At 57.9% G+C, this 19,171-nt stretch carries 18 protein-coding genes and 1 pseudogene; 13 read left to right on the top strand and 6 right to left on the bottom strand.

The features are described from left to right. The first annotated feature begins 15 nt into the window (after window positions 1–15). Both thiE and thiD read left to right on the top strand, forming a co-directional pair. Entirely contained in the window at window positions 16–675 is a 660-nt protein-coding gene (thiE, locus tag C7476_RS00175; RefSeq protein ID WP_114427916.1) for a thiamine phosphate synthase, read from the top strand. Continuing rightward, window positions 672–1,472, top strand: a complete 801-nt coding sequence (gene thiD / locus C7476_RS00180; protein WP_114427917.1) for a bifunctional hydroxymethylpyrimidine kinase/phosphomethylpyrimidine kinase — start codon at window positions 672–674, stop codon at window positions 1,470–1,472. The genes thiE and thiD overlap by 4 nt, the downstream gene beginning before the upstream one ends. Before the next feature lie 61 nt (window positions 1,473–1,533). On the opposite strand, the pseudogene C7476_RS28600 reads toward thiD, so the two are convergent. Continuing rightward, window positions 1,534–2,118, bottom strand: a pseudogene (locus C7476_RS28600) (transglycosylase SLT domain-containing protein); the annotation flags it as partial. 322 nt (window positions 2,119–2,440) lie between these two features. On the opposite strand from C7476_RS28600, the gene C7476_RS00190 reads away from it, so the two are divergent. The 9 genes from C7476_RS00190 (at window position 2,441) to C7476_RS00230 (ending at window position 10,204) form a co-directional block, all read left to right on the top strand. Beyond that, window positions 2,441–3,199, top strand: coding sequence for a FadR/GntR family transcriptional regulator (locus tag C7476_RS00190; protein WP_114427919.1), 759 nt, complete (start codon window positions 2,441–2,443; stop codon window positions 3,197–3,199). A 23-nt stretch (window positions 3,200–3,222) separates the two neighbouring features. Further along, the gene (locus C7476_RS00195) at window positions 3,223–4,200 is read left to right on the top strand and encodes a sialic acid TRAP transporter substrate-binding protein SiaP (RefSeq protein ID WP_114427920.1); all 978 of its coding nucleotides are present in this window, start codon (window positions 3,223–3,225) and stop codon (window positions 4,198–4,200) included. Window positions 4,201–4,265: 65 nt separating this feature from the next. Further along, the gene (locus C7476_RS00200; RefSeq protein WP_114427921.1) at window positions 4,266–4,838 is read left to right on the top strand and encodes a TRAP transporter small permease; all 573 of its coding nucleotides are present in this window, start codon (window positions 4,266–4,268) and stop codon (window positions 4,836–4,838) included. 3 nt (window positions 4,839–4,841) lie between these two features. Then, a complete protein-coding gene (locus C7476_RS00205) occupies window positions 4,842–6,248 on the top strand; it encodes a TRAP transporter large permease (RefSeq protein WP_114427922.1) in 1,407 nt (468 codons plus the stop codon). Beyond that, window positions 6,245–7,291 carry an L-idonate 5-dehydrogenase gene (locus C7476_RS00210; RefSeq protein ID WP_114427923.1) on the top strand — a complete coding sequence of 349 codons (1,047 nt, stop codon included), beginning with the start codon at window positions 6,245–6,247 and terminating at the stop codon, window positions 7,289–7,291. The genes C7476_RS00205 and C7476_RS00210 overlap by 4 nt, the downstream gene beginning before the upstream one ends. A 156-nt stretch (window positions 7,292–7,447) precedes the next feature. Beyond that, window positions 7,448–8,305, top strand: coding sequence for a D-alanyl-D-alanine carboxypeptidase family protein (locus tag C7476_RS00215; protein WP_114427924.1), 858 nt, complete (start codon window positions 7,448–7,450; stop codon window positions 8,303–8,305). A gap of 165 nt (window positions 8,306–8,470) precedes the next feature. Further along, window positions 8,471–9,052, top strand: a complete 582-nt coding sequence (locus C7476_RS00220; RefSeq protein ID WP_114427925.1) for a hypothetical protein — start codon at window positions 8,471–8,473, stop codon at window positions 9,050–9,052. Then, on the top strand, window positions 9,052–9,633 hold the full coding sequence (locus C7476_RS00225; protein WP_114427926.1) for a hypothetical protein: 582 nt from the start codon (window positions 9,052–9,054) through the stop codon (window positions 9,631–9,633). Before C7476_RS00220 ends, C7476_RS00225 begins: the two co-directional genes overlap by 1 nt. Before the next feature lies 1 nt (window position 9,634). Then, a complete protein-coding gene (locus tag C7476_RS00230; RefSeq protein WP_114427927.1) occupies window positions 9,635–10,204 on the top strand; it encodes a hypothetical protein in 570 nt (189 codons plus the stop codon). Here C7476_RS00230 and C7476_RS00235 read toward each other — a convergent pair. Both C7476_RS00235 and C7476_RS00240 read right to left on the bottom strand, forming a co-directional pair. Beyond that, the gene (locus tag C7476_RS00235) at window positions 10,194–11,456 is read right to left on the bottom strand and encodes a hypothetical protein (protein WP_114427928.1); all 1,263 of its coding nucleotides are present in this window, start codon (window positions 11,454–11,456) and stop codon (window positions 10,194–10,196) included. The genes C7476_RS00230 and C7476_RS00235 overlap by 11 nt on opposite strands. A 77-nt stretch (window positions 11,457–11,533) precedes the next feature. Further along, on the bottom strand, window positions 11,534–12,718 hold the full coding sequence (locus tag C7476_RS00240; RefSeq protein ID WP_114427929.1) for an MFS transporter: 1,185 nt from the start codon (window positions 12,716–12,718) through the stop codon (window positions 11,534–11,536). Between the two features lie 141 nt (window positions 12,719–12,859). Here C7476_RS00240 and C7476_RS00245 point away from each other — a divergent pair, with 141 nt between their 5' ends. Together C7476_RS00245 and C7476_RS00250 are read left to right on the top strand one after the other, a co-directional pair. Then, window positions 12,860–13,807 carry a LysR substrate-binding domain-containing protein gene (locus C7476_RS00245; RefSeq protein WP_114427930.1) on the top strand — a complete coding sequence of 316 codons (948 nt, stop codon included), beginning with the start codon at window positions 12,860–12,862 and terminating at the stop codon, window positions 13,805–13,807. A gap of 64 nt (window positions 13,808–13,871) precedes the next feature. Continuing rightward, a complete protein-coding gene (locus tag C7476_RS00250) occupies window positions 13,872–14,738 on the top strand; it encodes a protein-L-isoaspartate O-methyltransferase family protein (RefSeq protein WP_245425985.1) in 867 nt (288 codons plus the stop codon). Window positions 14,739–14,795: 57 nt separating this feature from the next. Here C7476_RS00250 and C7476_RS00255 read toward each other — a convergent pair whose 3' ends face one another. The 3 genes from C7476_RS00255 to C7476_RS00265 form a co-directional block, all read right to left on the bottom strand. Next, window positions 14,796–17,000 (bottom strand): xanthine dehydrogenase family protein molybdopterin-binding subunit, encoded by a 2,205-nt coding sequence (locus tag C7476_RS00255; RefSeq protein ID WP_114427932.1) that lies wholly within the window; start codon window positions 16,998–17,000, stop codon window positions 14,796–14,798. A 3-nt stretch (window positions 17,001–17,003) separates the two neighbouring features. Next, on the bottom strand, window positions 17,004–17,459 hold the full coding sequence (locus tag C7476_RS00260; protein WP_114427933.1) for a (2Fe-2S)-binding protein: 456 nt from the start codon (window positions 17,457–17,459) through the stop codon (window positions 17,004–17,006). A gap of 150 nt (window positions 17,460–17,609) precedes the next feature. Next, window positions 17,610–19,160 (bottom strand): SpoVR family protein, encoded by a 1,551-nt coding sequence (locus C7476_RS00265; protein ID WP_114427934.1) that lies wholly within the window; start codon window positions 19,158–19,160, stop codon window positions 17,610–17,612. Window positions 19,161–19,171: the final 11 nt, after the last annotated feature.

Consider the following 19,171-nt stretch of genomic DNA (forward strand, 5'->3'; position numbering starts at 1 on the left):
CCAAAGAGAGAACCCATGCCAAAAGTAGATTACCGGCTCAACGCCATTGTCGATGTCGACGCTATCGGCGGCGACAAAGATCTCGGCCAGCTTGCGCTTAGCTCCGCGCGCGGTGGCGCGACGATTATCCAGTACCGTGACAAGAACTCGCCGACGCGACTTATGGTGGAGCGGGCGAGAGCGATCCACGCGGCTTTGAACGGGACGGGGGTGCCATTGGTGGTCAATGACCGCATCGACGTAGCGCTTGCTGCGGGCGTCGAAGGCGTACATGTCGGGCGCGAGGACATGCTGGTGGCAGATGTGCGCCGTCTGCTCGGACCGGACGCGATCATCGGCCTGACGGTCAAGAACGAAGCAGACGCCCGAGCGGCCATCGAGGCGGATATCGACTATGCCTGCATTGGCGGCCTGTTCGAGACGCCGGCGAAGCAAAATCTGCAGCCTATCGGCTTTGAAGGGTTCAGCCGTCTGGCGCCGATCATCCGCAATGTGAAGCCCGACCTGCCGATCGGCGCGATCGCGGGCATCGATCTTGCGCGTACGCCGCCTGCGATTGCAGCCGGAGCCGATGGCGTGGCGGTGATTTCGGCGATCTTCCGGCAGGACGATCCGCAAGGTGCGACTGCCGCACTGCTGGCGGCGGTCGATGCGGCTCTGAAGGAGCGGACATGACAGCCATTGCATTGACGATTGCCGGTTCCGACAGCGGCGGGGGCGCGGGCATACAGGCGGATTTGAAGACGTTCTCGGCGCTTGGCGTTTATGGCACCAGCGTTCTGACGGCGATCACCGCGCAGAATACGCGCGGAGTGACCGCCATCGAGAATCTTTCGGCTGGCATAGTCCGCGCGCAGATCGATGCTGTCCTGTCGGATATCGACGTCAAGGCCATAAAGATCGGAATGGTCGGCGTGGTCGAAACGATCGAGGCGATCGCCGACGCGCTAGAAAACTGGAACAGAAGGGTGGTACTGGACCCGGTTATGGTCGCCACCTCGGGGGACCGCCTGTTGCAGCCAGAGGCTATTGAAGCATTGCGCCAGCTTCTTCTGCCACGCGCCGTGGTGCTGACACCCAATCTGCCGGAAGCGGCATTGCTGACAGGTGAGCCTATAGCAAAGGACGAGGCCGGGATGGCCCGGCAGGCGGAAAAACTGCTGGCGCTGGGGGCGGCGGCGGTGCTCGTCAAGGGCGGTCACGCGAAATCCGAGATGAGCACGGACCTGCTTTTCGACGGTGTCACGATGCAGCGCTTTTCGAGCCCGCGCATCATCACGAAGAATGACCATGGCACTGGCTGCACTCTGGCCGCTGCGATAGCTGCCGGATTGGCTAAAGGCCTTGATTTAGGTGAGGCTGTGACTGAAGCGAAAGACTATCTGACGGCGGCGATTGCCGCGGCTGAAACGCTCAAAGTGGGGCAGGGACGCGGGCCTGTGCACCACTTCCACCGCTGGTGGCCGGCATAACGGTGTCGATCATTTCGGGACGCTCGAACGGCAACGGGACCATCGCGGGAAGAACGACTTGATCGCCCGCATATGCGAGTTGCGCTGCGGCCGGAGCAACTGCCGGTGCGAAGGGTTGTGTTGCAGTCTGGGCGGTCGCAGCCACTGCGGCATTTCCGGTAACCGGAGCAGGTTCGGCAGTGGCAGCGGTTTCGACCGGCGACGCTGGCTTCAACACGTCCAGCATGCCCTTGCGCTTGGCCTGGAAATAATAGCCGCGTGAGTAAAGTCGCACAGCCTGGTCCGGATTGTAACCGGCGACCTTGTAAGCCCCGGCCAGATATCGCACGCCATATTTGAGATTGGTCTCGGCATCGAGCAGATCCTTGGCGCTGCCATCATGCCCCATACCACGTGCGGTCGCGGGCAGCATTTGCATCAGGCCCCAATACGGACCGTTGCGGGCTGCGGGATTGAACCTGCTCTCACGTTGCACGACGCGGCGCACCAGCGATTCCGGTACGGCATAGGCAACGGAATATTTCGAGATCAGACCATCGACGGACCTGGCCGAAGATTTCGGTTGCGGCTTGGCGTCTGCAGCATTTGCAAGCCGTGGCGATGGTTCGGGAAGCGGAATCGACGCTGCATTGGGCAATTTCGGATCGGCTGTCGTGCAAGCGCCGAGGAGCAGAGCAAGGCTCAGGCAGGCGAAGGCGCGCGGCAATCGGGTATCAGGCAGCATTTGTCACCGAATGGACGAGGCAGAGTTGAGCTCTCATAGCTTGTTCGCAGGGGAGTGGGGCAATCACTTTCCAATACAAAGCGTAACAATAGGATACAGCACCCCGATTTACCTTGTGCCTTTTCGAGATTTCTTGGACTAAAGTCTGCCTTGACTCTGTCATATATATCAATGTATCAGTTGTATATTGGTAAGGCCAGTTTACCAGTCGAGTGCGGAAGGGAGAGCCGTGCGGGGAGGACCAATGTTTGCAGCGATCGAGCCGCGCCGCTTGTACCGGCAGGTGGCAGACCAGATACGCACGCTGATCGAGAGCGGCGAGTTTGCCGTCGGCGAGCGGCTGCCCGGTGAGCGTGAACTTGCGGAAAAACTTGGCGTATCCCGCCCGACCATCCGCGAAGCATTGATTGCGCTTGAAGTCGAAGGGCTCGTTCATATCCGCATGGGCTCCGGTATTTATGTCACGCGTCAGCAGCGCGAGAAGCCTGCATCTGTACAAGCCGAAGCCGAAAATCTGGAAGGACCATTCGAACTGCTGCGCGCCCGTGCGTTGATCGAATGTGCGATTGCGGAAGAGGCGGCCAAGGCGATTACGCCAGCTCATGTCGATGCGCTGGATGACGTGCTGACAAAGATGGCGAGCACCTTCAATGACCCGCGCACATCCATTGCGCTCGACCGGACTTTTCACACGACGATTGCCGGCATTATTGAAAACGCCGCGCTCAATCGATTTGTCGGAGAACTCTTCGACCAGAGGATGACGCCCTATTTCGAGAAGCTGGCGAGTTATTTCGAAAGTCCCGCTTCCTGGCGCGAGGCATTCGAGGAACACCGGGCCATTCGCGACGCTATCGCATCAGGCGATCCGGCGCATGCCAAGTCGGCGATGCGGCACCATCTGCTGCAATCGCAATTGAGATTTTCCAAGAGCTTCGATGAGGAATTGGAAAGTGAAAAAGGCCATCCCGCGGGAGGCCGGAGCAGAAGTACCAAGATCTGAATTCAATCTGGGAGGACTACGATATGAAGATCAAACTGACGACCATTCTGGGAGCGGTTGCCGCTCTCGCGCTATCGGCCGTGGTGGCGCAAGCGCAAACGGCGCTCAAATGGGCGCATGTCTACGAAACGTCGGAGCCGTTCCATACGGAGTCTGTCTGGGCGGCCGAAGAGATCGCCAAGCGGACCAACGGCCGCTACAAGATCGATGTATTCCCGGCTTCACAGTTGGGCAAGGAAGCCGATATCAATCAAGGGCTGAAGCTCGGCACGGTCGATATCATCATTTCCGGATCGAGCTTTGCTGCCCGGGACTACAAGCCGATCGGCGTCACCTATTTCCCCTATATCTTCCGCGGGCCGGAACATCTGATCGCTTACACAAAGAGTGATGTGTTCAAGCGTCTGGCTGCTGGTTACGAGACAAAGAGCGGCAATCACATTGCAGCCGTCAGCTATTACGGCACAAGGCAAACCACATCGAACAAGCCGATCGCCAAGTGCTCGGATATGCAGGGTCTGAAGATCCGTGTGCCGGATGTGCCTGCCTATCTCGCCATGCCGCGTGCCTGCGGCGCCAACACAACGCCGATTGCTTTCGCCGAAGTCTATCTCGCGCTGCAGAACGGCACAGTCGAGGCGCAGGAAAATCCGCTGACGACGATCGAAGCCAAGAAGTTCTTCGAGGTTCAGAAGAACATCATCCTGACCGGTCACATTGTCGATCATCTGAACACGGTGATCTCGAAGCAGCTCTGGGCCAGCCTGTCCGACGAAGACAAGAAGATCTTCGGCGACGTGATGCAGGAAGCTGCCGAACGCACGACGAAGATCATATCCGAGAAGGAAAAAAAGCTCGTCGCGACGTTCAAGGAAAAGGGTATCAACGTGACTGAAGTCGACAAGGCCGACTTCGAAAAGAACGTGGTGGAGAAGGTGAAATTCGAGGATTTCGGCTACGAGAAATCCGATTGGGAAGCCATTCGCGCGATCAAGGAATGATCCAATGGGGCCGGGCGGTACTCTCGCCCGGCCGCATCCATGCTGACGCCAACCGGAGACGGAACATGTCAAATGAAATTCATACCCCGGTAACCGCCGAAGAGCTTGCGCATTCCTTTGAAGATGCTGCGCCGGTGGCTGATCTGTCGGATTATGCCATTGAAGATTGGCTGACACTGATCGTCTTCTGGCTCATGACGGGGTGCGTATTCCTTCAGTTCTTTACGCGATACGTCATGAACGACAGCTATGCCTGGACCGAAGAAATCGCGATCAACTGTCTGATCGGCGTTGTGTTTCTCGGTTCGGTGATGTGCGTCCGCGTCTCGCGGCATATTCAGGTGGACGTGCTCTACCATTACTTGCCGGCGGGTGTCGCTCGCACACTGTCCAACTTCGTCGATATCGTGCGCATCGGCTTCTTCGCCTATGCGGTGTGGTTGATGTGGCGATACGTCGAAATCGTTGCGGAAGAACGCATGGTGACAGTCGATCTTCCGCGCAACATCGTTTTTTACAGCGTGCTCGTCGCATTCATATTGATGCTGATCCGAGCCGTTCAGGTTTTCATCCGCAACGTTCGCCGCGGCTATTCCGTCCTGGAACGTCCCGAAGAATTCCAGAAGATCGAGGACTGATTAATGTTATTGCTTGTTGGAACTTTCCTTATCCTCATGCTCGTTGGCGTGCCGGTCGCTATCTCCATGGCGGTCGCCTCGGTGCTCTATCTCGTCTTCTTCGGTATTGCGCCGGACATTATCGTGGCGCAGCGAATGATTGCCGGTGTTGAAAGCTTCCCGCTTCTCGCCGTGCCATTCTTCATCCTTGCGGGCAATCTCATGAATTCCGCGGGTGTCACCGGGCGTATCTATTCCTTCGCCGTCTCCCTCGTCGGCTGGATGAAGGGTGGCCTGGCGCAGGTCAATATCATCGGGTCCGTGATTTTCTCCGGCATGTCGGGAACTGCTCTCGCGGACGCCGCAGGTATCGGCACCATCGAGATCAAGGCGATGAAGGATCACGGCTATCCCGTCGAAGCAGCTGTCGGCGTTACCGCGGCTTCCGCCACGCTCGGGCCGATCTTTCCGCCGTCATTGCCATTCGTCATCTACGGGATGATGGCCAACGTCTCGATCGGCGCACTGTTCATGGCCGGCATCCTGCCCGGCATCGTCATGACCGCGCTGATGATGGTTACCGTTGCGATTTTCGCCTATGTGAAGCGCTGGGGGTCCGATGCGCCCTTCGAGATAAAGCAGCTTCTGGAGGCCTCGCTCGAGATCGTGGTCGTGGCGTGCGTTCCGGTGGTTATTTACCTGCTGATGCTCACCGGCCTTTCCGTCAATGCGTCGGTCGGTATCGCGCTGGTGCTACTCCTCGCCGCCGACTGGTATTTCGATTTCTCCGCCGTTATGGCGCTGATGACGCCGGTCATCCTTATTGGTGGCATGACCATGGGCTGGTTCACGCCGACGGAAGCGGCCGTGGCGGCAGTCTTGTGGTCGCTGTTCCTCGGCTTGGTCCGCTACCGGACGATGACGCTAAAGACTCTTGCCAAGGCGAGTTTCGACACGATCGAGACAACCGCTTCGGTACTGTTCATCGTGACGGCGGCCTCCGTCTTCGCATGGCTTTTGACCGTCAGCCAGGCGGCCCAGCTCCTGTCGACGGCAATCCTGTCGATTACCGAGAACAAATGGGTGTTCCTCATTCTCGTTAATCTGCTGATGCTGTTCGTCGGCTGCTTCCTCGATACGATCGCCGCCATCACCATCCTTGTGCCGATCCTGTTGCCGCTCGTATTGAAGTTCGGCATCGATCCGGTGCATTTCGGCTTGATCATGACATTGAACCTGATGATTGGCCTGCTGCACCCGCCGCTTGGCATGGTATTGTTCGTCTTGTCGCGTGTTGCCAAGCTCTCCGTCGAACGCACCACAATGGCGATCTTGCCCTGGCTCGTTCCACTGTTCATCGCACTGATCGCGATCACATTCATTCCGGCCATCACCCTTTGGCTGCCAACACAACTGGGTCTGATCAAATGAGTACCACGGGCATTGCTGCAACTCTCTTCGGCGCTGAAGATCTTCGTGTCGTCGATATCGAACTCGGTGACCTCGCGCCGAACATGGTGCGGATCCGCTTCGGGGCTGCCGGCATATGCGGCTCCGACATGCATTATTTCCGTCATGCGAGAACCGGCGATTTCGTCGTTACCTCGCCGTTGATACTTGGTCACGAGGTAGCGGGTGAAGTCGTCGAGATCGGGAGCAACGTGACCGGACTGGCGGTTGGTGAGCGGGTTGCGGTCAATCCGTCGCGCTGGTGCGAACACTGCGCCTATTGCCACGAAGGTCGGGCAAACCTTTGCGAGAACATTTACTTCATGGGTTCGGCTTCGAAAACGCCGCATATGCAGGGAGGATTCGCCAGTCTGTTCGATGCAACTGCATCGCAATGCGTCAAGGTGCCAGCAGACTTGCCCTATCAGGCTGCGGCGCTCGCCGAACCACTGGCGGTTTGTCTGCACGCCGTACGTCGCGCCGGCCATGTCAAAGGAACTTCGGCTATCATATTCGGTTCGGGCCCCATTGGTCTCTTGACCATGCTGGCTCTGAAACATGCGGGTGCGGGCTCGGTAGCCATGGTCGACGTTGCCGCCGCCCCCTTGAAATTCGCGGAAGAGCTCGGCGCCGACCAGACGATTGACCTGTCGCAAGGCGAGGAACAGCTGGCGGAGTTCGCCGCCGCTACGCCTTACGATATCGCCTTCGAAATTTCCGGAACAGCGGCGGGACTGGCTTCGGCCATTCGCACGGTCAGGCGGGGCGGAACGGTGGTTCAGGTCGGTAATCTTGCTGGCGGGTCTATTCCCGTCCCTGCAAATGCGGTGATGTCAAAGGAACTCGATCTGATCGGGACATTCCGCTTTGGCGAGGAGTTCTTCGAAGCGGTCGAGTTGATCGTCGAGGGCAAGATCGATGTGCTGCGACTGGTAACCAGCGAGTTCAAACTTGCCGACGCGCCCGAGGCGTTTCGTGTGGCTCTGGACCGCTCGCGCAGCGTCAAGGTGGTGTTGACGGCATAAGTGCGCGACAATTTGCTTTGGCCTCTTTCGCTTGGCGCGCGCAGTCAAATCGGCTAACAAGCCCGGGCTAAGCTGAATTATTAACCTCTCCTGCGCTAGACATCTGCTCTTTCGCATAAGCATTATGTCCGGAATTTTAACGTGCCGCGAGTTCTTATGTCGTTCTATTCATTTTCGAAAGTTGTGGTGTTGATAGGGGTGATTCTTGGCACAGCCAGCGGCTGTACCACCGCTGCAACGCTGAGCACCGTCACCCCGACGGTTGCACCGGTTTCAGAAAAATCCGCTTCCATAGTGGTCGATGGCAGCACGGGCGCAGTTCTCTATCAGGCGAGCGCCGATCTACCGCGGGTACCTGCCTCGCTGACCAAGATGATGACGCTCTACCTCACCTTCGAGGCACTGAAATCAGGTCGGATAACCAAGACGACCCTCCTGCCGGTCTCCGCTCGCGCCGCATCGCAGGCGCCAAGCAAACTTGGTTTGAAGCCGGGCCAGACGATCGATGTCGATACCGCGATCAGGGCGATCGTTGTCAAATCCGCCAATGATGTTGCTGTCGTCCTTGCCGAATATCTCGGCGGCACGGAAGAGCAGTTCGCAGCCCAGATGACGGCGAAGGCGCGTCAACTTGGCATGCGAGGCACGAACTTCCACAACGCTTCCGGTCTGCCAGATCCGCAGCAGATTACAACGGCGCGTGACATGGCGCTCCTCGGTATGTCGCTGCGCAAGCACTACCCCCAGGAATACTATTATTTCGTCACCCGGGATTTCGTCTACAACGGTAAGTTGATCCGCGGGCATAACCGGGTTCTGGCACAGCTGAATGGCGCGGATGGCATCAAGACGGGTTATGTGCGGGCTTCCGGCTTCAACATCGTCACATCCATCAGCGACAATGGACGGCAGCTTGTAGCAGTCGTCATGGGCGGCGAGACAGCACGAAGCCGAGACGCACAGGTTGTAAGTCTGGTTAACGCTTATCTACCCCAAGTTGCCTCGCGGTTCTGATGGACGTGATGCGATTTTCCACAGCCGCCTAGGCTCACGGACTCGCGGCGACCTTCCACAACTTGGCGCGCGTTAAAATCCAAGACTTGAAATTTGCCCTGCAAACATTGCATGGTGCGTGACGACAGCGACTCATTATTGCTCTCGAGGAGAACGATCGGGCCGATGCGATCCCGTTTCCTGAACCTGCGCTCTAAAGCAATCGCCTGGTTGACGGCGGGCTTCGGTTCATTTGCAGCACTGGCAACTGCATTTGCACTTGGGGCATTCGAGGCAGCGGACAAGCCCGAACTGCCGCAAATCACCGCCGGCCAGTCGATTGATGCGGGGAAATGGCTGATCAAACCCTTGAAAGCATGGGTGACCGACCAGAAAATCTTCAGTGTGACCCCGAAGGAAGGGCAGAAGGCCGTCGTTTTCGCAGTCGAATTGATGAATCGCACGACCCAGTCCGACAGCGGCTATGCCAATACGTTTCATCCGCTTGGGAAATTGCAAGCAATCACCGAGCAGCCTCTTGCCTATCTTGATCGGGATGGATCGTCATTGCCCGATCTGCAACCGGGAATGCCTGAGAAGATTACTTACGTCTGGGTGGTGCCGTCCGATGCTGTCCCGACCGGCTCCATCGAACTTGGTATCGAGGCATGGAAGTTCAAGCTGCGCAACAACCTGACTGGCACGCCGGGCTGGTGGAGCAAGGCTCCGGCAGGCACCGTAAGTCTGCCACTCTCGGAGGAAGGCTAATGCGCCGGCTCGCCAATATTCTCGTCTTGATCGTTGCGATCGCCGTGCTTTACGGCATGCAACAGACCAAGCCGCGCTTCGGTGAGCTGACGGCACCAATTCCCGTCTATGGCAAGATGCATGATCAGATTCACACCAGAGAATTCGATGTGACGCTGGATCAGGTCGTTTTCGCGCGCCAGCTGGACTTTACCCAGTATGGCGAGAAGAAAACGCTGACGACTTCGGGTCTTTGGGTGATTGTCACCGCACAGCTTGCGGCCACGACGAGTAGCACAAGCGTTGCAGCGGCGACCTGGCTCGGGCCGACAGGTTTGAAGTTTGCGCCGTCCGGCCGGATAGGCCCGGCTCCGGGCATGCCGCCGCACCTGCTTGCTCCGGGATTGCCCAAGAAAGTTCGGTTCATCTTTGAGACAATGCCCGACCAGGTGAACGGGGCTACACTGCTTCTTTCGGGCAAGGTAGAGCCGGCATTGGACTCCGAAGCGCGCATTTCGATCGATGATCTCAAGACGTTCAATGACGGACAGCCGCCGGTCGTCGACAGTTACGACCCGCTGCGGCCACTAACAGGAACATGAAATGTCGGTCTTGATCGAGGACAAACAGAACGCTTTGGAGCGGCGATGGCGCAAGCGCAGCCTGTGGGCCTTGCTATTCCTCGTTCCGATTTCACTGCTATCGATCTCGTATAGGGACATCAATGAACTCATCCGGTACCGCGATATGCTGCCGGTTGACGTCGCCGCAGGAGAGACCAAACACTATGGCGGCAGCGACTGGCAATTTCAGGGATTGCGCAAGGTGGAAGGCATAAGGCCCGGCCGCCTTCCCCCAGGTTCAGTGCCAATCATCGCACGTTTTGTGGTCGAGATAGGCGATCCCGACCTTCAAAATCTCTGGCTTATGTGTGCTATCAAGCTGACCGATCGTGCGGGACGCACCTGGTATCCTTCCAGCGTGCCGGGCATGCCTTCGCCCCAACCGGGCATCGAGACGTGCAGTTCTACAGCATTTTCCGGGGCGCAGAAGGGCGAGCGCAGAGTGATCGAGGAGAACTATCTTGTGCCGTCTGATGTCGCAGACGAACTTGTCGCGACATTGGGAATGCACAGCGAGCGGCCGTTCTATCTCAGATTTGCTAAGCCGTAGTTTTTCGGGTCATCGAAAACGCTGTTTCAAGGACGGCGGCAAGGAAACAGATGCGCAAGGGCTCTACGAGAATTCCCGTCGATGAATCCTGTAGCGGACTGCCAAACAGGAAGCTTACTCCGTTGGCAAGGACCTCCCACACGGCGATCGAATGCGGGCCAATCAGGTGCGCAGTGCCGAGCCACAGCCAGGCCGCGGCCCACTCGATAAAGCGATAGCCGAGGATCAATGTAATGATCAGCAGCAGCCCGGAATTCAGCGTGAGCCTGACTCCATTCGCGATGGGCAAGTATCTCGAGCGATACCCGCGGATGAAATGCTCGATGAAGTCGCGCAGGAATTTCGGGATGGCCTGATATCGCTCGCCAAAGCGTTCGACGCGATGGTGAATGCGCATGAGTTCTTTCTGGTCGCGGACGTCATGGCCGTAGACAAGCGCGACCATGACCAGCCAGATCACCGGCAGGAGTGCGTGGAAGAACAGGTTGATCGCTACTGCACTGAAGTTCTCCGGAACCTGTTCGACCGGGACCAGGGCCGCGGCAAAGGCCGATGAAACCGGCTGGGCGAGTGCTGCGAAGAATTGTTCGAACCACGACCACAGCCGCCCTTCGACCAGTGCCTGCAACCAGTCATCCTTCCAGCGGCTGATGATGTAGAGACCGATGAATATCCAGTTGGTCTCGCACACGACCATGATGATATCCCAGACCGAGCGCTTGGTGCGTTCCTTCATGGCCTTGGCGAAACTGCGCACGATCCACGAAATGGCAACCGACAGAAGTATCCATTTCGAATCCAGGACATCGAGCACGCTACCACCACCGCCTTCGAATGGCCGCAACTCAAGTGCGAGGCGCGAATATTGGCGCACCGTGTCGCCGAGGAAACCCCATGCTGCGTAATAGGCAAAGAAAGGAAGCAGCGCGACGGCAATGATCGTGGTGAGTCGGGACAGGCCGAATTCGCGTCTGTCCGCTTGTTCATCTGCCTGGGTCTGTGCGGCGTTGACGGAGGGCAATCCCGGCCGCACGATCTGGATCATGGAAACCGTCGTTACGAGTTGGGTAAGCGCAACGAGGGCCAAAAGTCCAAGACCGGCATAGTGGTTGATATAGGCGGCCTTGACCGCCACCCACATCAGCAGATCCGATACGGTGAGCCCGAGCAGGACGACAGCGATGAGCTGTGGCCAGAAGCGCAACCAGAGCCTGAATGTCAGCTTGATGGGCAATGCCACTTCGGCCAGCATGGAAAACCTTTCGCGAATCTCATGCCGACCTTAGCAAATTATCTCGGGCTGTCACCCCTTCGGACGGCCTCTTCGCTTTAGCAGGTGGCGAGAGCTTCGGTCGTCGCACGGCGGTCGAGCATCTGGCTCCAGAGGGTCAGGCCGAGCGCACCAACCACCAGAAGCGAACCAACCCAGGGCGTTGCGCCGAGCCCAAGCGGCGAAGCGACTATGAGACCACCGAGGAAGGCGCCGCCGGCGATGCCGAGATTGAAGGCGGCGATGTTCAGTGCCGAGGCAACGTCGACCGTTTCGGGTGTGTGGATCTTGGCAAGTTGCACGACATAAAGCTGGAGGCCGGGGACGTTGGAGAAGGAGAGCGCACCGAGAGCGGCGAGCGTCACCAAAGACCATATGGGCGAGACCATCGTGAACGTGAAAATCGCCAGCACTGCAGCTTGCAGCGTGAACATGACCGCGAGTGCACCGACCGGATTACCATCGGCGACGCGTCCGCCAACCATGTTGCCCACTGCGATGGAAAGACCGTAGAGGACGAGGATCAGGCTGACAGTCGAGCCGGCATAGCCTGTGATTTCCTGCAGGACGGGCGCAAGGAACGTGAACATGACGAACGTGCCGCCATAGCCTAGCGCCGTCATGGCAAAGGCGAGAAGCAGGCGGCCACTGGCGAGAACACGAACCTGATCGATAAGCCGCGCAGGTTCTGCTTTGGCGATCTTTGACGGTAACAGGAATGCGATGGCGAGCAAGGCAATGACACCAAGTCCGGATACGGCCCAGAATGTCGCGCGCCAGCCGAGCTGCTGACCTATGAAGGTGCCGAGCGGCACACCCGTAACGATGGCGACGGTCAAGCCAAGGAACATCATGGCGATGGCGGATGCGCGGCGGTTCGGAGCCACCAGATCAGCAGCGATTGTGGCACCCACGGAGAAGAATACGCCGTGGGCAAAAGCGCTGAGCACGCGGGCGACGAGCAGTAACTCATAGTTCGGTGAGAGCGCCGCGGCGGTATTGCCGATGATGAAAAGCGCCATCAGACCTAGCAGCAGAGGCTTGCGCTCGATACGGCCTGTCAGGGCGGTCAGAATGGGTGCGCCGAAGGTCACGCCAAGTGCATAGACGCTGACGATAAGACCAGCGAGTGGCAGCGTAATATTGAGATCGGAGGCAACCGTGGGGAGAAGGCCAACGATGACGAATTCCGTCGTTCCGATGGCATAAGCGCTGATAGTCAACGCCAGAAGAGCGAGAGGCATTGTCTTGTCCTTTGAATAGCGGCTGCTTGGGAGTCAGCCGGAGAATTGATGAAAGCTGCAGGGAATATGGCGCATCGTCATTGCCTTGATAATCACCCTATAATGCTCAATACTTGTGAAACCAATTCACAGGTGCAGCACATGGACAATCGAGCTGGAGAAATGGAAGTTTTCGTTCAGGCGGTCGACCTCAACAGCTTCTCTGCTGCGGGGCGGCGCCTTGGCCTTACGCCGTCTGCTGTCAGCAAAATCATCAGCCGTATCGAAGAGAGGCTTGGAACCCGTCTGCTCGTACGCTCGACGCGTACGCTGAGATTAACGGCGGAGGGCGAAATCTATCATCAGCGGGCGCTGCGCATTGTCGCGGAGATTGACGAGGCGGAACGGGCTGTTGCCTCAGGTGCCTCGGCAGCGCCCCGCGGACTGTTGCGGGTGAATTCTTCTGTTCCGGTCGGGATGATGTGCATTTTGCCGCTCGTTCCCAAGTTTTTGCGTCGCTACCCGGAGGTAGAGCTCGATGTTTCCCTGAGCGATGGCGTGGTCGATCTGATCGAGGAACGAGCCGACGTCGCCATTCGCGTTGGACCCATGCGAAGTTCGAGCCTGAAGGCGCGCAAGCTCTTCGAGAGCCGGGTGGTGGTCATCGCGTCTCCGGCCTATCTGGCCGAGCACGGCACCCCGATGCACCCCCGTGATCTTGAGCGCCACAACTGCCTCAACTTCAACTTTCGGCGGATACTGAATGAGTGGCCGTTTCGGGATCCCAAAACCGGGGAGATCGATACGATCGCGGTCGCCGGAAATTTCCTTTCCAACAATGGATCGACCGCGCAGCAGATGTGCGTGGCGGGGCTTGGTATCGCCAGACTGGGCCTCTTTCATGTCAGAGCCGACATCGCGGCCGGGCGGCTGGTCGCGTTGCTTGAGGACTACAACCCGGGTGACATTGAACTCGTCCATGCCGTATTCGTCGGGCATGAATACCTTGCGGCGCGCGTGCGGAGCTTCGTTGATTTTTTAGCCGAGAATTTGGGGACGGACACGGCGGGCTCGACGAGCATGCACGGTGAGCTGCCACCCAACGATTGAAGTTGAACCTTCCGCAACGACATGGCTACAATAGCAATGTCGTAGTCCAACCGGAATGCAATGGATGACCGATCCTGACGAACTGAAGATCGTTCGCCGCTCATTCGCCAAACAGATATTGGCGAGCGTTGGCGTTGAGGATCACCGTATCGAAAATGCCTTTGCGGAAGTTCCGCGCGAGGATTTTCTCGGACCCGGCCCGTGGCCGATGCGCCGTTTCGGTATTGGCTATGTCGATACGCCAAACGCCGATCCAGTTTACCTCTACACGGACGATCTGGTCGGCATATCGCCGGAGCGGCACATCAACAATGGTGAACCGTCATTGCACGCGCACTTGCTATGGTGCGCGCATCCAGTTGAAGGCGAACACATCGTGCATGTCGGCGCGGGCGTCGGCTATTACACGGCAATCATGGCACACCTGGCGGGATCGTCCGGGCACGTTACGGGCATTGAGTTGGAGACTGACCTTGCGGCACGCGCCAAGTCCAATCTTTCGGCTTTTCCAAACGTTGAGGTGATTGAAGGTGACGGTACGAAAGTCGCGTTCGAACCGGCGGACATAATCTATGTCAACGCGGGTGCGACGCGCCCTGCCGATATTTGGCTGGACCGGCTCAAAGATGGCGGGCGCCTGGTTTTGCCTATGACAACCGATGATGGGTACGCCAGCCGGAGCCGGCGGAGCAGACCGCGCGGTGCCGTGTTCGTTATCACGCGTGAAGGCGAAGACTTCGCGGCGCGCTGGGTGTCAGGTGTCGCCATCTATCCGTGTGCCGGCCTGAGGGACGAAGAGTCGGAGGATGCACTCGCAAGGGCGTTTGCGAATGGCGGCTGGGATCGCGTCGCGCGCCTCTATCGCAGCGACGACATCGCAGATGATCGCTGCTGGCTCAAGGGTGCGGGCTGGGCATTGGCCTATGACTGAGAACCATCTTGGTCAATGCACCGGGAGGATTTCCCCCGATGCATTTGTGCAGTCGTTTTAGCTGGATGATTTCAGCATTTCCGGGTCGACAGGCAGTGTGCGGACACGCTTGCCGGTGGCGGCAAATATTGCGTTCGTCACGGCCGCGCTGACGATTGAGGTTGGCACCTCACCAATACCGCCAGGCGCCTCCAAGCTTTTGATGAGATGGGTCTCGATAACCGGCACTTCATCGATCCGCATGGGAAGGTAATTGTCGAAATTACTCTGCTCCACGCGGCCGTCTTTTATGGTGATTGCACCGTGCAAGGCGGCGGTCAGGCCGAAGATAGAGCCGCCCTCGATCTGCGCTTCGATTGTATCGGGATTGACCGACATACCACAATCGAGTCCGCAGACAATGCGATTGACCTTGACGGCCCCGTCAGGACCAACTTCCACCTCGGCCACCTGCGCGACATAGGAGCCGAAAATGAAGGCTACCGAAACGCCGCGGCCCTGACCCTCGGGCAAGGGCGTGCCCCATCCGGCTTTCTCTGCAGCCAAAGTCAGCACGCCGAGCGCACGCGGGTTGTTTGCGAGCAGCGCCTTGCGGTAGGCAACCGGATCCTGTTTGGCAGCATGGGCGAGTTCATCCATGAAACTCTCGACCACGAACACATTGTGGGTTGGACCAACACCCCGCCAGAACGCGGTAGGCACACCAGGCGGCTCAACCTGGACATAGTCCACATGGATATTCGGCAAGGCATAGGGCGGCTCGGCTGCCCCCTCCACAGCGTCAGGATCGAGGCCATTGACGAAAGCCTGCGGTATATAACGCGCAAAAATGGACGAACCGGCGATACGATGGGTCCAAGCGATCGGCTTGCCATCGGCGCCCAGGCCGGCCGACATCCGATCGTAGTAATAGGGCCGGTACATGTCGTGTTGGATATCCTCTTCGCGGCTCCAGACGACCTTGACCGGGCCATCCACTTGTTGTGCTATCTTGACGGCCAATACTGTGCCGTCCGGCTCAAGACGCCGACCGAAACCTCCACCCAGGAGGTGGTTGTGAATCCGGATTGCCTCCTTGGGGAACCCGGTAACGCCGGCAAGCACCATCTGGGTCAATGTTGGCACCTGCGTACCGACCCAGATATCGCAGCTGTCCTTTTGCATATGCACCGTGCAGTTCATCGGTTCCATTGTCGCATGGGCAAGGAACGGCACTTGATAAATGGCATCGATGCGTTGTGCAGCCGATCCAAGTGCCTTTTCCGCATCGCCTTCATTGCGAGCAACCGCGCCGGGCTGCTTCGACTTTTCTTCGAGCTCCTTGATAATATCTGCACTGTTTACCGTGGCATGCGGGCCATCATCCCATTCGATGGCAGCGGCTTCCAGCCCTTTCTTGGCCGCACCCAGATGATCTGCGACCACCGCTACAGCCTCGTCGATTTTGACGACCTGATGCACGCCCTTCATGGCGAGGGCTGCCTTTTCATCGACCGCCTTCACCTTGCCGCCGAACACAGGGGAAATCGCAATTGCTGCGACTTTCATTCCCGGCAATTTGGTATCGATGCCATAGATGGCCCGGCCATCGACCTTCATCGGCGCGTCGACTCGCTTGGCAGGTGTGCCGATCAGGGTGAAATCCTTGGGATCCTTCAGCTTGACGCTGTCAGCCGCCGGTACGGGCAGCTTCGATGCTGCCTCGGCCAATTCGCCATAGCTCAGATGTTTTGAACCGGACCCGTCGGTTACCACACCATGTGCGGCTTTGCAGGTCGCAGGTTCGACGCTCCATTCTTTGGCCGCAGCAGCGATCAAAAGCGTGCGGCCGACAGCGCCGGCCTGACGCAGGGGCGTCCAGAACGCTCGCACCGATGATGAAAGGCCGGTCGACTGGATATGCAATATCGAATTGGCGTAGAGCGCATCGTTGGGCGGCGCATGCTGCACCTGAACCTGATCAAGATCGACTTCCAGTTCCTCGGCCAGCAACATGGCAAGCGAGGTATATGTACCCTGACCCATTTCAACCATGGGCATGACCAGCGTGACCGTGCCCTTGGGATCTATGCGAATGAAGCCATTCGGGGCGAAAGGTGCCTTTACGTCATCTTCGGTCACCTGCGCTGCGTTTGCCGCGAAGACCGATGTCGTCGTGCCATCGAGCAGGGCGAAGCCGAGAAGCAGTCCGCCTCCTTTCAGGAAAGCGCGGCGCGAGGTGCTGGGTCCGGAGGTTGGTTCGTTGAGATTAAGCGTGTCCATGGCTCAGGCCTCCGCTGCTTGCTTGATGGCGGCGCGAATGCGCTGATAGGTGCCGCATCGACAGACATTGCCGGACATGGCGCTATTAATGTCCTCGTCGGTGGGCTTTGGAGTTTCCTTCAATAGGGCGGCAGCCGACATGAGCTGGCCGGACTGACAGTAGCCGCATTGAACGACTTCGAGATCGAGCCAGGCTTTCTGCAGTGCCGCTCCTTGCGGCGTCTCTCCGATTGCTTCGATTGTCGTGATGGCGCTATCGCCGACACTGTCGACTGTAGTAATGCAGGAGCGAGTTGCGACGCCGTCGATATGGACAGTGCACGCACCACAGAGTGCGGCGCCGCAGCCGAACTTTGTGCCGGTCATGCCGAGCACATCGCGTATTACCCAGAGCAGTGGAGTGTCGTCATCGACGTCCACGCTGTGAGCGGTTCCGTTAATCTTAAGACTATAGGCCATGGCTTCCTCGAGGGTGGCTGGGGCAGGGGGAAAGGCGGAGTTGACACGAGCTGAAAGTCGGCGGGAGAGCATCTGCGCCCTCGTCAAATCCTCGGCGAAGATACGCCGGATGCATCGCCGTGTCCACGGGTTGCAGTCGAGGATAAAGACCTATTCCGCGAGTTTACTGGAGGAGGTTTCGTAAAGGATTTTTTCCGAGCCTGCCTCGACCCCGACAAGGCTGACATCATAACCCCAAAGACGGCGGACGTGCCGCAAGGTGGCGGTGCGCGCGTGCTCGTCGAGAACAATACCGTCCCGCACCGTGTGTTGCAGGTGGAGGTGCCGATTGCCGCGAAAATCCACATCGACGACCTGGATGTTGGGCTGGTTCACGCCAATATCATAGCTCCGCGCCAATGTGCTCCGGATACGCTCATAACCGCGCTCGTTATGGATGGATGAGACCTTGTAGTGATTTTCTTTGGTCTCGTCCTCAAGAGCAAACAATCGAAACTTGCGGATGAGCGCCGGGCTCAAATATTGCAGGATAAACGATTCGTCGCGGTGATTAGCCCAGGCGTCGAGCAGTGTCCCGCGCCAGTCACCATTGCCCGCAAACTCTGGAAACCAGTCGCGGTCCTCTGCGGTGGGCTCTGTGCAGATACGTTCGATATCCTGCATCATGGCAAAACCGAGCGCATAAGGGTTGAGACCGGAAAAGCGTGGATCATCGAAACCTGGCTGAAACACGACGTTGGAGTGGCTATGCAGCATTTCCAGAAGATTGCCTTCGCTAAGCTGCCCCTTGTCGAACATCATATTCATGATCGTGTAATGGACGAACGTGGCACAGCCCTCGTTCATCACCTTGGTCTGGCGCTGCGGGTAAAAATATTGCGCGACGACACGAACGATACGGAGAATCTCCCGCTGCCATGGTTCGAGGATGATGCTGTTCTTCTCGATGAAATAGAGAAGGTTTTCTTCCGGAAGGTTGAGTGTCTTCTTGCGCTCGGATAGGTCCCGCTCTATTTCGCTGGGATCCTCGTCGGCCTTGCGCTGCGGCAGGGTACGCCATAGGTCACTGAAGGCGCGCTCTTCATATTCCAGCCGATCGCGGACTCGCGCACGTTCTTTCATGGGCGAATTACGCGGAGGCCGGTTATACCGGAACACCGCCTGTTCCATGAGTGCATGGGCGGCATCGATAATGGGTTCCACTGCAGCGAGGCCATACTTTTCCTCGCAGCGTGCGATATAGCCTTTGGCAAACTCCATATAGTTCAGAATGGCATCGGCATCCGTCCACTGCTTGAACAGATAGTTGTTCTTGAAAAAATGGTTGTGGCCGAAGGCGGCGTGTGCAGTCACCAATGTCTGCATCGACATGGTGTTTTCTTCCATCAGATAGGTAATGCAGGGATTGGAATTGATGACCAATTCATAAGCAAGACCACGATGCCCCTTGCGGTAATGGTGCTCTTCATAGACGAAATGCTTGCCGAAAGACCAGTGCCGGTAGATCAGCGGCATGCCATTGGAGGAATAGGCATCAAGCATCTGCTCGGATGAAATGATCTCCAGCTGGTTGGGATAGACATCAAGACCAAGCTCGTCGAGCGCGATTTCCTTGATCGCGTCATAAGTGCGGTACAGCGTGTTGAAGTTCCATTCGGAACTCTGAAACAGAAGGTTCGAGGTGTCTGCGCGCTTGTTCATTCGCCGTTACC

The sequence above is a fragment of the Phyllobacterium bourgognense genome (genome assembly GCF_003337575.1).
Lineage (GTDB): Bacteria > Pseudomonadota > Alphaproteobacteria > Rhizobiales > Rhizobiaceae > Phyllobacterium > Phyllobacterium bourgognense.

Coding starts and splice junctions, on each gene's coding strand:
- thiE (WP_114427916.1), top strand. CDS start 16: ATGCCAAAAGTAGATTACCGGCTCAACGCCATTGTCGATGTCGACGCT.
- C7476_RS00205 (WP_114427922.1), top strand. CDS start 4,842: ATGTTATTGCTTGTTGGAACTTTCCTTATCCTCATGCTCGTTGGCGTG.
- C7476_RS00190 (WP_114427919.1), top strand. CDS start 2,441: ATGTTTGCAGCGATCGAGCCGCGCCGCTTGTACCGGCAGGTGGCAGAC.
- C7476_RS00255 (WP_114427932.1), bottom strand. CDS start 17,000: ATGGACACGCTTAATCTCAACGAACCAACCTCCGGACCCAGCACCTCG.
- thiD (WP_114427917.1), top strand. CDS start 672: ATGACAGCCATTGCATTGACGATTGCCGGTTCCGACAGCGGCGGGGGC.
- C7476_RS00200 (WP_114427921.1), top strand. CDS start 4,266: ATGTCAAATGAAATTCATACCCCGGTAACCGCCGAAGAGCTTGCGCAT.
- C7476_RS00265 (WP_114427934.1), bottom strand. CDS start 19,160: ATGAACAAGCGCGCAGACACCTCGAACCTTCTGTTTCAGAGTTCCGAA.
- C7476_RS00245 (WP_114427930.1), top strand. CDS start 12,860: ATGGACAATCGAGCTGGAGAAATGGAAGTTTTCGTTCAGGCGGTCGAC.
- C7476_RS00260 (WP_114427933.1), bottom strand. CDS start 17,459: ATGGCCTATAGTCTTAAGATTAACGGAACCGCTCACAGCGTGGACGTC.
- C7476_RS00240 (WP_114427929.1), bottom strand. CDS start 12,718: ATGCCTCTCGCTCTTCTGGCGTTGACTATCAGCGCTTATGCCATCGGA.
- C7476_RS00250 (WP_245425985.1), top strand. CDS start 13,872: ATGACCGATCCTGACGAACTGAAGATCGTTCGCCGCTCATTCGCCAAA.
- C7476_RS00215 (WP_114427924.1), top strand. CDS start 7,448: ATGTCGTTCTATTCATTTTCGAAAGTTGTGGTGTTGATAGGGGTGATT.
- C7476_RS00220 (WP_114427925.1), top strand. CDS start 8,471: ATGCGATCCCGTTTCCTGAACCTGCGCTCTAAAGCAATCGCCTGGTTG.
- C7476_RS00230 (WP_114427927.1), top strand. CDS start 9,635: ATGTCGGTCTTGATCGAGGACAAACAGAACGCTTTGGAGCGGCGATGG.
- C7476_RS00210 (WP_114427923.1), top strand. CDS start 6,245: ATGAGTACCACGGGCATTGCTGCAACTCTCTTCGGCGCTGAAGATCTT.
- C7476_RS00235 (WP_114427928.1), bottom strand. CDS start 11,456: ATGCTGGCCGAAGTGGCATTGCCCATCAAGCTGACATTCAGGCTCTGG.
- C7476_RS00225 (WP_114427926.1), top strand. CDS start 9,052: ATGCGCCGGCTCGCCAATATTCTCGTCTTGATCGTTGCGATCGCCGTG.
- C7476_RS00195 (WP_114427920.1), top strand. CDS start 3,223: ATGAAGATCAAACTGACGACCATTCTGGGAGCGGTTGCCGCTCTCGCG.